The organism is Faecalispora jeddahensis (assembly GCF_000577335.1).
GTDB classification, from domain to species: domain Bacteria; phylum Bacillota; class Clostridia; order Oscillospirales; family Acutalibacteraceae; genus Faecalispora; species Faecalispora jeddahensis.
In genome coordinates this window covers 82,421-94,735 of record NZ_CBYL010000008.1, presented here as the reverse complement: position 1 = coordinate 94,735, position 12,315 = coordinate 82,421, and the positions used below count along the sequence as shown (strand labels likewise).

The 12,315-nt window shown below is 49.8% G+C and carries 10 protein-coding genes; 8 read left to right on the top strand and 2 right to left on the bottom strand.

Translation table 11 applies throughout. The features are described from left to right. The 4 genes from TY09_RS05165 to TY09_RS05150 form a co-directional block, all read left to right on the top strand. Positions 1-1,288 (top strand): Hsp70 family protein (locus TY09_RS05165; RefSeq protein WP_042431683.1); only part of this gene is annotated, 1,288 nt, incomplete at its 5' end. Between the two features lie 232 nt (positions 1,289-1,520). Beyond that, positions 1,521-2,672: a molecular chaperone DnaJ gene (gene dnaJ, locus TY09_RS05160; protein WP_009064669.1), complete on the top strand. Its 1,152-nt coding sequence runs from the start codon at positions 1,521-1,523 to the stop codon at positions 2,670-2,672. Positions 2,673-3,121: 449 nt separating this feature from the next. Beyond that, complete coding sequence (locus TY09_RS05155) at positions 3,122-3,769, top strand: hypothetical protein (RefSeq protein ID WP_042431681.1); 648 nt, start codon at positions 3,122-3,124, stop codon at positions 3,767-3,769. 473 nt (positions 3,770-4,242) lie between these two features. Beyond that, on the top strand, positions 4,243-4,578 hold the full coding sequence (locus TY09_RS05150; RefSeq protein WP_242841439.1) for a hypothetical protein: 336 nt from the start codon (positions 4,243-4,245) through the stop codon (positions 4,576-4,578). Positions 4,579-4,649: 71 nt separating this feature from the next. On the opposite strand, the gene TY09_RS18260 is transcribed toward TY09_RS05150, so the two are convergent. Continuing rightward, positions 4,650-4,787, bottom strand: coding sequence for a hypothetical protein (locus tag TY09_RS18260; protein ID WP_157037045.1), 138 nt, complete (start codon positions 4,785-4,787; stop codon positions 4,650-4,652). 361 nt (positions 4,788-5,148) lie between these two features. Here TY09_RS18260 and secA point away from each other — a divergent pair, with 361 nt between their 5' ends. Continuing rightward, positions 5,149-7,893 (top strand): preprotein translocase subunit SecA, encoded by a 2,745-nt coding sequence (secA, locus tag TY09_RS05145; protein ID WP_042431679.1) that lies wholly within the window; start codon positions 5,149-5,151, stop codon positions 7,891-7,893. Between the two features lie 219 nt (positions 7,894-8,112). Here the strand turns inward: secA and TY09_RS05140 are convergent, their stop codons facing one another. After that, on the bottom strand, positions 8,113-8,559 hold the full coding sequence (locus TY09_RS05140) for a helix-turn-helix domain-containing protein (protein ID WP_042431678.1): 447 nt from the start codon (positions 8,557-8,559) through the stop codon (positions 8,113-8,115). 224 nt (positions 8,560-8,783) lie between these two features. Between TY09_RS05140 and TY09_RS05135 the strand changes: the two genes are divergently transcribed. The 3 genes from TY09_RS05135 to TY09_RS05125 all read left to right on the top strand — a co-directional run bounded on the left by TY09_RS05135 (position 8,784) and on the right by TY09_RS05125 (position 11,949). Next, positions 8,784-9,002: a hypothetical protein gene (locus tag TY09_RS05135; protein WP_009064733.1), complete on the top strand. Its 219-nt coding sequence runs from the start codon at positions 8,784-8,786 to the stop codon at positions 9,000-9,002. Positions 9,003-9,429: 427 nt separating this feature from the next. Continuing rightward, positions 9,430-10,503 carry an NAD(P)-dependent oxidoreductase gene (locus TY09_RS05130; RefSeq protein ID WP_242841438.1) on the top strand — a complete coding sequence of 358 codons (1,074 nt, stop codon included), beginning with the start codon at positions 9,430-9,432 and terminating at the stop codon, positions 10,501-10,503. A 27-nt stretch (positions 10,504-10,530) separates the two neighbouring features. After that, positions 10,531-11,949 carry a sodium/glutamate symporter gene (locus tag TY09_RS05125; RefSeq protein WP_042431677.1) on the top strand — a complete coding sequence of 473 codons (1,419 nt, stop codon included), beginning with the start codon at positions 10,531-10,533 and terminating at the stop codon, positions 11,947-11,949. Positions 11,950-12,315 lie beyond the last annotated feature (366 nt).

The window sequence follows — 12,315 nt, the reverse complement described above, 5'->3', positions numbered from 1 at the left end:
CGCCACCGCCGGCAACAACCGCCTGGGCGGCGACGATTTCGACAAGCGCGTCATGGACTGGATGGTCGACAGCTTCAAGAGGGAAGCCGGCATTGATTTGAGCGGCGACAAAATGGCGATGCAGCGCCTGAAGGAGGCTGCTGAAAAGGCGAAGATCGAGCTTTCCGGCATGACCTCCGCTTCCATTAACCTGCCGTTCATCACGGCGGACGCAACCGGCCCGAAGCATTTGGATTTGACTCTTTCCCGCGCGAAGTTCAACGAGCTGACCGCTGATCTGGTAGAAAAGACCATGGGCCCCGTGCGCCAGGCTCTGCAGGATTCCGGCCTGCAGATTTCCGACATCAGCAAGGTGCTGATGGTCGGCGGTTCTTCCAGAATCCCCGCGGTGCAGGATGCGGTCAAGAGCCTGACCGGCAAAGACCCGTTCAAGGGCATCAACCCCGACGAGTGCGTCGCGATCGGCGCTGCGCTGCAGGCCGGCGTTCTGGGCGGCGAGGTTCAGGGCCTGCTGCTGCTGGACGTTACTCCCCTTTCTTTGGGCGTTGAGACCATGGGCGGCATCATGACCAAAATCATTGAGCGCAACACCACGATTCCGACCAAGAAGAGCCAGGTGTTCTCCACCGCTGCGGACGGCCAGACCCAGGTAGAGGTCAACGTGCTGCAGGGCGAGCGTGAATTTGCCCGCGACAACAAGCAGCTGGGCCTGTTCAAGCTCGACGGCATCGCTCCCGCTCCCCGTGGAATCCCCCAGATCGAGGTTACCTTTGATCTGGATGCCAACGGCATCGTGAACGTATCCGCAAAGGATCTTGGCACCGGCAAGGAACAGCACATCACGATTACCTCCAGCACCAACATGAGCAAGGACGACATCGACAAGGCCGTGAAGGAAGCGGAGCAGTTTGCCGCCGAGGACAAGAAGCGCCGCGAAGAAGTCGACACCAAAAACGAGGCGGAAAACCTGTGCTATTCCGTTGAGAAGCTGATCTCTGACAGCGGCGACAAGATTGAAGAAGCCGATAAGACCGAGCTGAACCAGAAGGTTTCTGAGCTTAAGGGGATGCTGACGTCCGCTTCCGTCGAGGAACTCAAGCTCAAGACCGAAGACCTGCAGAAGAGCCTATACGCGGTTTCTGAGAAGCTGTATAAGGCCAACGCCCCGCAGGGCGGCGCGGCAGCAGCTCCCGATATGGGCGGCCAGCCCCAGGAAGGCCCGGCGGCGGGCGACAGTCAGACGGTGTACGACGCGGACTTTAAAGATGTGGACGACAGCCAGAAATAATTTCGGTATTTTCAACCCGGGGTGTTTTGTGGTATGATATTTGATACGTGATGAAAGCGATACTGCGGCGCATAGTGCCTGCGGTATCATAGAGCAACACAGCTGATTACGAAGGGTGGCCTCGGCCGCCCTTCGTCGGGTATGCCGCGCAGACGCGGCCGCCCGGCATAGAAATCCAGGGCGGGCGGGAATTGGCTTCTCCGCCTGCCGCACCATGTGGGAGTGACTTGGCTTGGCGGAAAAAAGGGATTATTATGAGGTAATGGGCGTACCCAAGAATGCCTCTGACGATGAAATCAAAAAGGCTTACCGCAAACTGGCAAAGCAGTACCACCCCGATTTGAACCCGGGGGATAAAACGGCGGAAGCAAAGTTCAAAGAGGTCAACGAGGCTTACGAGGTTTTGTCCGATCAAGAGAAAAAGGCGCGGTACGATCAGTTCGGCCATGCGGGAGTAGACCCGAACTTTGGCGGCGGCCCCGGTGCCAGCCCCTTCGACGGCGACATTGATCTGGGCGATATTTTCAACAGCTTTTTCGGCGGCTTCGGCGTGGGGCGCAACGCAAACCCCAACGCGCCCCGGCGCGGGCGCGACGCGCAGGCGTCGGTCACGATCTCGTTTGAAGAGGCTGCGAAGGGCACCAAAAAGCAGGTTTCTTACCAGCGGATCGAGTCGTGCCAGTCCTGCGGCGGCTCCGGCGCGGAAAGCGGGACAGAAACGAAAACCTGCCCGCAGTGCGGCGGTACCGGTCAGGTACGGGTCAGCCAGCGCACGCCGTTTGGCGTGGTGCAGACCAGCCGTGGGTGCGACCGCTGCGGCGGTAAGGGCAAGATCATCGATCATCCCTGCCACACCTGCGGCGGTACCGGACGCGTCAGAAAGACCAAGACGCTCGAAATCACCATTCCGGCCGGTATTGACGACGGCCAGACCCTCAATGTGGGCGGCCACGGCGATGCTGGAACGAACGGCGGACCCGCGGGCGATCTGCACGTGTTTGTGACAGTGCGTCCGCACCCGATTTTCGAGCGCCGCGGCAACGATGTGTGGTGCGAAATGCCCATTACGTTCGCGCAGGCTGCTCTGGGCGCGGAGGTTGTCGTTCCCACGCTCGACGGCAAGGTCAGCTATCAGGTGCACGACGGCACCCAGCCGGGTGATGTCTTTAAGCTGCGCGGCAAGGGGATTCCGAACATCCACGGCCGCGGGCGCGGTGACCAGTATGTGCGCGTAACGATCGAGGTGCCGAAGAATCTGACGGATCGCCAGAAGGAAATTCTCAAAGAATTTGACGGCGCAGGTGATGAACAGCGTAACTATCAGAAGCGCAAGAGCTTTTTCGATAAGATCAAGGATCTGTTCGACACAGAGAAAAAAGAATAACGGGTGTTGTATCCGCTATGAAAAGAGACTCCGCGAAAGCGGAGTCTCTTTTGTTGTGTTGAGCGAAAATTTGAGGGGTAGGAACGATAATTCTCAATGTCTGGCTACGTCTGCCGAAAGCGAAATATTAATTTTTTGCTATCTGGAACAGGAGTGCCGCAAAAAATATTTCCCTAAATATCAGGAATGGAGGCGTATATGACATTTATATAAAAACTATATATAAAAATTGCTTCAATTACTTTATTTGTAGATAATTAATTTAAATTAATATATAATAATCAAAAATTATATATATTAATAAAATATAATTAGAAAGAGGTGAGCCCGATGTATGGAGGTTAAGACAGGCAATTCTGATTTTCTGGTTTTACAGCAGGATGGACTCTTTTTTGGATGTTTGAAGCTTAAATGAAAATTTGTTGTGTTTTTGCGAAAGGAGTTTTAAAATGAAAAAGATATTGAGTTTTATGCTTACGGTAACCATGTTGATGAACGTTTTTGCAATGCCTGCTTTTGCAATCGAATCTAACTCCATATCAGCCCAATCAGGCATTCTTACAAAAACTACAGAGGATATTTATGCGAAAAACTTTTCTGAACAACTTTTCATAGACGGGAGTATGCATACTTATAAGTATTCCTATGATAATCAAGGAAGAAGAATAATCAAAATCTTGTCTAATAATACAGAAGATGTAGTTTGCGTTGATACCTCAACAGGCAAAGCATTTTTGAACGGAAAATTAGTTGCGCAGACGAATAAAGCATTGAAAAGTAATAGTAATAGTGTATTATCGACTTCATTAAAAGCAAGTGCCTGGGAAGATTTTGATAGCGGAGAGGAATATATAAGCTGGGATAAAGGTATAGCAGTTGCTGTATTAGCTGCTATTATTGGTGGAATTGTTGGAGGTCCTGCAGGATCAGTTGTGGGAGGAGCAAGTGTTATAGCTGCAGGATGTATTGGAGGAACAGTAGTATGGTCCAGTAAAATAAAGTATGGAACAAGAAATACGCAAGTAAAAGTAACATGGAGTTTTATTGCACCTGAAAAATCAAAATATGGTCCATACTCTTTTACAGTAAAAAGATAAACTGAAATGTAATGGTATTGTATTTGTTTTCTGAAAGAAGGTGGGTAACATTTCAACTAGAAAAATTATCTATATAATTTGCATTACGCTTGTTGGAATATTAATTGCTATGTCTTACCCAATATTTCATGTAAGCTTAAGAAATTCGCAGACACTACTTTACCTTTTTATGATTTTTATATCGGTAGTAAATACAGTTAACTCTTTTCGAAAAAAGGAAATGGTGGGCGCTGTAATGAATCTTGTGCCAATATTTTTAGCATTATGGTTCATGATTCGCTTATATCTGTAAAAGTGAACTTGAATTAATTTTACACAGGTTTACGAACACTTTGAAAGTAATAGGCTGACCAAAAAGATTTGCAGCATAGCATAAGTTGTTGTGGAGATAGTCGTCACAACAGGGAATGGGTGTTGATAACATCCATTCCCATTTTTCATTTCAAATAGAATTTGCATGAACCATTACTTGAGTGGTAAGCTTTATGATAGCAGGTGGTAAGGAGGGGATTGTTTTGAACAAAGAATACTGGCAGGGAATTCAAAGTGAAATACTGGAAAGAAAAGGTATTTATAAGCTGTGGATTTTTCTCCTGCTGTTTTGCTGTACGGTGATTATGTTTCCGGAGGTTGCGGTTGTGGCGTACTTCCCGCAGCTTTTTTTAGGTGTGATGACGCTTATATTTCTGGGGATCATCTGGCATGTTTGCAAAGAGGAAAGATCCAAAGGACAAAGCCGAGAGCTGTTGTGGTACATGATTCTTTTCCTTGTGATGATTGCCGGTTCTCTCTACCGTATATTCCGATAAATGCTGCTGAAACGAAACCCGGCCTGTATCCGTAGAAAACACGGATACAGGCCGGGTTTGATGTGTTTTGACTATCTGGAATTGTTACGGATGTAAATACCCAAAGCTCTCACGCCCTGAACGCATACCGAAATCACGGCCAGGTAGGTGACGGATCTGAGGATAGACTCCGCTCCCGTGATAGTGGGCAGCCACAGAAAAGAGTTCATAATTTTTACCTCCAGTCAAAATACAATCGATTGAGTATCTGAGGGGCGCAGGCTGAGCCCGCACGTACTCCGCGGGGAACCGCGCAGGAAGAAATAACCGCTCTTTCGCGAAACTTTTGTCTTTGCCTTGAGTATAGCATGGGTACAACTGGAAATACAATACGGTGTGTAGTGTGCCGCAGCAGGGGAAGCGTCTTGCACGAAGACAAAACGCGCAGGTGGTAAAATGGTATAAACTGTTTGTTTACACAATCTTCTTTTTTTTTAGCTGGCGCTATGTTATAATGTTAACCGTATACGTGTGAAGATCATCAGACGAAACCGATTTGTTTCGTTTTTAAATTGTGTTGAGGTGAAGACGATGAATGTTTTGGCCAAGTTCTTTGGTAATTACAGCAAACGCGAGTTGAAGCGGATTCAGCCCCTTTGCGATGCTGTTCTGGCGTTGGAGGAAAAATACAAAGCCATGTCGGACGCCGAACTGAAAGCGCAGACTCCCGCGCTGAAAGAAAGGCTCGCAAATGGCGAAACGCTGGACGACATCCTGCCTGATGCGTTTGCCGTTTGCCGGGAGGGTTCTGCCCGTATTTTAGAGATGCGGCATTTTCCGGTACAGATCATTGGCGGCATCGTGCTGCACCAGGGGCGCATCAGTGAAATGAAGACCGGTGAAGGTAAAACTCTGGTGGCAACTCTGCCGGCTTACCTGAACGCGCTCTCCGGCAAGGGTGTGCATGTAGTCACGGTCAACGATTACCTGGCCCGCCGCGACTCGGAATGGATGGGTAAGGTGTACCGATTCCTTGGCCTTACCGTCGGACTGATCGTCCACGATATGGACAACGATCAGCGCAAGGCCGCCTATGAGGCAGACATCACGTACGGCACCAACAACGAGATGGGCTTTGACTACCTGCGCGACAACATGGTGATCTACAAAGAGAATAAGGTACAGCGTGGCCACAATTACGCGATCGTCGATGAGGTGGACTCCATCCTGATCGATGAGGCCCGTACACCTTTGATCATTTCCGGCCAGGGGGATAAATCCACCGAGCTGTACGGGTTGGCCGACCGGCTGGCCAAGCAGCTGAAGATGGTTCGTGTGGCGGAAGTGGACGAAAAGGAAGACAACGACGAGCTGTACAAGGAATATGACTACGTTGTCAATGAAAAGCTGAAAACCGCTTCTCTGACCCCGAACGGCGTAAAGAAAGCGGAGAAATATTTCCAGATTGAAAATCTGACCGATCCTGAAAACCTGACGATCCAGCACCACGTCAATCAGGCCATTAAAGCGAACGGTGTGATGCGCAACGATATCGACTACGTCGTGAAGGACGGCGAGGTCATCATCGTGGACGAGTTCACCGGCCGCTTGATGTACGGCCGCCGCTACAACGAGGGCCTGCACCAGGCGATTGAAGCAAAAGAAGGTGTGGAGGTTGCCAGAGAGAGCAAAACGCTGGCTACCATCACGTTCCAGAATTATTTCCGCCTGTACTCAAAGCTCTCCGGTATGACCGGTACGGCCATGACCGAAGAGGAGGAGTTCCGCGAGATCTACAAGCTGGACGTTATAGAAATCCCCACTAACCGCCCGCTGGCCCGTGAAGATTTGCCCGATGTCGTCTACAAGACGGAGAAGGCCAAGTTTGAAGCCGTGATCGAGGATGTGGAGGAGCACTATAAAAAGGGACAGCCTGTGCTGGTCGGTACTATCTCCATCGAAAAGTCCGAGATTCTCAGTGCTATGCTGGGGCGCCGCGGCGTGAAGCACGAAGTGCTCAACGCGAAGTACCATGAAAAGGAAGCCGAAATCGTTGCGCAGGCCGGTAAAAAGGGCGCCGTGACCATCGCCACCAACATGGCCGGCCGCGGTACCGATATTATGCTGGGCGGTAACGCCGAATATATGGCAAAATCTGAGATGCGCCGCATGGGCTTTTCCGAAGAGCTCATCAGCGAATCCACCGCGTATTCCGATACGCAGGACCCCGAAATCCTCGAAGCCCGCAAAACCTTTGTGGAGCTGAACGAAAAATATAAAGAGCAGGTTCGTCCTGTTGCCGAAGAGGTTCGCTCTGTGGGCGGTCTTTATATCATCGGTACTGAGCGCCATGAATCCCGGCGTATCGACAACCAGCTGCGCGGCCGTGCCGGCCGTCAGGGCGACCCCGGCAAGAGCCGGTTCTATATCTCGCTGGAGGATGATCTGATGCGTCTGTTCGGCGGCGAGCGCATCTCGAACCTGATGGATTCCCTCAAGGTAGAAGAGGATATGCCGATCGAGGCCGGTATGCTTTCGAAGACCATCGAGAGCGCCCAGCGCAAGGTGGAAGGCCGCAACTTCGGTATCCGCAAGAACGTTCTGCAGTACGACGATGTGATGAACCGTCAGCGCGAGGTCATCTACAAGCAGCGCGATCAGGTGCTCAACGGCGAAAACATCCGCGGCCAGATCATCACGATGATCGAGCAGGCGATCGATACCAACGTAAAACGTTACCTGCCGGAGGACCAGCTGCACGACGACTGGGACTTCAAGGGATTGCGCGACCACTATATGGGCTGGCTGCTGCAGCCGAACGACCTCGACTTCTCTCCGGAGGAGCTTGAGGACCTTGATCCCGAATATGTCAAGAGTGAGCTGCTGAAGATTACGAACCGCATGTACGAGCAGCGCGAGCAGGAGTTTGGCCCCGAAATCGTGCGTGAGCTGGAGCGTGTGATCCTGCTCAAAAATGTCGATACCCTGTGGATGGATCACATTGATGCGATGGAAGAGCTGCAGCGCGGTATTCGCCTGCGCGCCTATGCTCAGCGTGACCCGGTCGTAGAGTACCGCATGGAAGGCTACGATATGTTCGACGCGATGATCGCGCAGATTCGAGAGAACACAGCCCGCATGATGCTGACGGTGCGCCTGCAGACCAAAGAAGAGCCTAAGCGCGAAGAGGTGGCAAAGCCCACTATGGCGACCGGCGCCGGTGACGGCAGCGAGGAAAAACGCCCCGTGGTAAACGGGAAAAAGGTTGGCCGCAACGATCCCTGCCCCTGCGGGAGCGGCAAAAAGTATAAAAAATGCTGCGGCCGTGAGGAATAATCCGCAACACATTTAAATGGAATAGAACAGAAAAAAGGCTTGCCCAAACGGGCAAGCCTTTTTTGATACGGATAAGCGGGAATCCTTTTTGGCGAAAAGGATTCCCGTCGTATTTTATTTCCGTCTGCTCTCTTGTGTAAGATAGGGAGAACAGCCTGCTCGGGAATGTATTGACCATAATTGGCAGCGGTTATCAATAACCATTCTTTTCCAAAAAAATTAATCCTTTTTAGCAGCGGTTACCGCATCCGTACAACCCGGACCAGAAAATAGATCCCCAGCCACTTGCTCCGTGACCGGACTTTGCTCCTCGAAATTTTTTTTCTGATACAGCATCTCCGAAATTTTCCCCAAAATGATCTGTTGCTCCAACTGGTCGAGCTTACGAAAGCCGTTCAGAAGGAATTTTTCCGGTTCTGGCAGCTGACTGGGAGGCGGGCTGTTATCCGCAAGAAGATCGAGCGACAAATTGAGAAAGCGTGCTATACGATATATCTTATCGAATGGCGGCGACTTGATTTTTCCGTTTTTCCAGTCGGATAAAAAACTGGTGTTGACCTGGCTTTTGATGAGGCATTCTTTCTCCGAGATCCGTCTTTGCTCGATTGCGTTCAGGATCTTTTTCAACATTTTACTACTGTTATATTCCAAAGGTTCTGTTTTCATACATCAATCTCTCTTTTCACACTATTTTAAGAAATATCGTATTTTAGTCTTGACTTGTAAGATATATCGTATTATACTAAAGGCGTTGTAGGATTTTGATACCTCTTATCCAATCGCATAAAAAAGCGAGATAAGAATTTTGATTACCTTTCATCATATCATACAAAAAAAATCCTGTCCATGGAAAGTGCTACAGAAACATCATAAAACAGGAGATGAGAGTGATGAGAAAACGAAACTCACGCCCGCTGACCCCGTTTGGGGTGTGGATCAAAACGCAGTCCATTATTAAAAATGTGGAGCTGCGCGACGTAGCCAGACAATTGGGAGTGTGGCCGCAAAATCTGACGGATAAAATGCGGGGCATCCGTCATTTTCATGACAGCGAAATTCTCCAGATAGAAACGATGTTTGGTGAAAAGTACTCCTCTAAATTCCATTAAACTGGTGGCTGTATTTTAGGAGGGAAGCTTTACCCAAATAAAAACATAAGTTTTATATTTATTAAAAAATATAGAGTTTATGAAAGATAGTTTGGATTTAAAAACCGAATATATAGGAGTAGTTTACAAATTTATTTTCATTTCAGCTTTATAGCAAGTGATCTTGATAAGGCTTTGTACACTGCGGAACCGCCGCGGCTTCTTCGCACAAAGACCTTCGGCAAGAACAGATTCAGGCAATCTTTTCGAATGGCTCGCCGGGGAAAAGAAGGTGATCTTCTGCTATTCGAATGGTTTGAAAACAAGCAAAAGGGGTGATTGGGAAAGATCTAAAAACAGGGTTGCACAAAAAAGTTGAATCATGCTGTTGGCGCCGGGGGAATGTTTGGGAAACACCCCCGGCGCGGATAAGATGGGAGGTTTCATTTTGGGAGAGTACGATGTCATTCATTTTGAGGCGCTTGGCGCAGAGGCGGAGCATTTAAGGGAACAGACGGATGCCGCGATTCATCAGGGAAAGCTTCCGGCAGACTTAAAGGATCTGATTACCCCAAGCAATGTGCAGGATTATGTGGCGGCACACCCGGGCTTGATTCTGCCGGAACTGATTACGACAAAAACCCATTCGGTTTTGCCGGAAGAGTACATAAAAAGCGGCGGAAAAAGCGTGATTACCAGAAGTGCCGGGTACGACCACTTTGAACAGTACGCAGAGGTTCTGAACATCACCTCTTTGCGGGAGTACTGCGTCAATTCTGTGGCGCAAACCGCGGTAAAGCTGGTGCACGCTGCGGCCGGCTACTTGAATCATTACACGGAAAACACCATGACCTTTGAGCGGAATAAGGCAAAATCCTTTATGGAGTTTGTTCCGGAGCGCACGGCCACTGTGTTTGGCGTGGGGAAAATCGGGCACAGAATCTATGATCTTTTGGTGGGGAACGGCCTGAATGTACAGGCTGTGGATATTCGTCAGGAAGAACTGAAACAGGAATATGGGGAAAGTGTGCATTTCGTCACCAAAGAGGAAGCGGCCCGTACCAGCGACATCGTTGTCTGTGCGATGAACCTGACCCGTTCGCCGGACAGCAGGCTATATAATGTCAATTACTTTTCCGAAGAGTACCTTTCCTCTTTTCAAAAGAACTTTGTGTTTGTCAATGTGACTCGCGGCGACATCGCGCCGGAATCCACGCTGCTGGATTTGTACAACAGCGGAAAGATTCTGGGAATCGGTCTGGACGTGTTCAGTGACGAGGAGGGCTTTGAAAAAGCGCTGAACGGACACGAAAAATGGAACGAAGAAGACCGAATCGCCGCGAAGGTTCTGATGGATCACGCGATCAACCGTACGGGGAATGTGTATGTGCAGCCTCATCAGGCGTTCAATTCCGACGTTGCGGCAAAAAGCAAGGCGGCCAATACAATCAGCCACATGATCGCATGGTATCAGAACGGAAAAACACACTTTGATGAGCAGCTGCCCTATTATCACGAGTGATCGAAACGATTGGAGAGGGGTTTCATTATGACGTTATGGGATGTGTTTGTAGATCTCAGCTGGATTGGGATTTTGCTGCTGGCCGGGCAATTCATGCGCGCAAAGATTCCGATCTTTCAAAAATTCTTTATTCCAGCCTCACTGCTCGCCGGTATTCTGGCATTTGTTCTGGGGCCGAATGGATTGGGTTGGATTCCGTTTTCCAAGTGGCTGGGCACATATGCCGCGGTTCTGGTAGCGGTCATCTTTGCCGCCGCGCCCATTGATGAGGACGACGGAGAGCCAAAGAAAGCCGATAAAAACTCCGAACGCTCCAGGATGATGTGGGGCATGACCGTCAACACCATGGGGATTGCCGTATTACAGTACGGCGTCGGTATCCTGCTGACTATGTATGTGCTTCGCATTTTCTATCCGGAGCTGCACGAAGGTTTCGGTCTGATGATGGCCACCGCGTTCTTTGGCGGCCCCGGCACAGCGGCGGCGGTCGGCGGCGCGCTGGAGCTGGTAGGCTGGAACGACGGCGCGGTAGTCGGCTATACCCTCTGCTCGGTGGGAATCATCGGCGGTATTCTTCTGGGAATCGTCATCATCAATTGGGGCGCCCGCAAAGGGTATACCAATTATGTAACCGATCCCCATGACCTGCCGAGGGAGATGCTGACCGGTCTGATCCCGCCGGAAAACCAGAAGAAATCCGGAAAGATCACGGTTTCCGGCATCAGCCTGGATTCCATGGCGTTCCATTTGGGCATTGTTCTGCTGGCGGGCTATTTGGGTTACCTGATGACTCAATATTTCAAGGGGCTTACCGGCTTTGAAATCCCCGTGTTCTGCACTGCGCTGATTGCGGGTTATCTGGTTCAGTTTGTGATGAAAAAAACCAAGGCTGCACGCTATGTGGATAAGTCCACTGTCAGCCGCATCAGCGGTACCTCTACCGATTTTCTGATTGTTTCGGCACTCGGTTCTATCGATGTGCAGGTCGTCATCACTTATGCGGTTCCGCTTCTTGTTACCATCATAGCGGCTTTCGTTCTGAACTGGGCATGGTTTATCTTCATCGGCGGGCATACCTCTCCCAAAGACTGGTTTGAACGCAATCTGATGGTTTGGGGCCAGGCCTGCGGTGTGCTGGCCACCGGAATTCTGCTGGAGCGCATCGTTGACCCGGAGCAGAAGGCCTATGCGGTAGAGGATACCGGCTTCGCAAACTTGATTTCACGCCCGATCATCACCTTTCTGACGGTGGCGCCGCCCATTTTTATCGGGCTTTTCCCGCTCATCAGCAGCCATATTCTTGGTTGGGCCTGTATTGCGGCAACCATCGTGATTCTTCTGGTAGGCTGGAAGATGAAATGGTATACGCCCGGCGGGCCGCTCCCCAAGGGCAGAGCGCTCGAGGGGTTGGCGAAAGAAGAGAAGCAGGGGGAACTGGTTCATTAAACTGCCTGCCAATCGAATGTTGTTTTCTTTGAGTATAAGCTCTCTTATATAATAGAATTGTAATGGTTGGTCTGACAGGCGTCCTTATTTGGGGGCGCCTGTCAAGCTGTCTGAAACTGTGCGTCAGCCAAATTGTTTTATAAATAGACTTACGCATTGGCTGCATTTGGAAAGATCATCATATATAACAGGGATGCACCTCCCTTTATAGAGTTTGCCGCTCTGGCTTTTGCAGTTTTCTGCATCTTACCGGTTTCTCTTGAAAAGAATCATAAATTACTCAATACCTATGTTCCCTTACTTATCAAACTTTTTGAATTTTTTTGAAATTTTTTCATATTAAGCACAAAAACTATTGCAAAATTT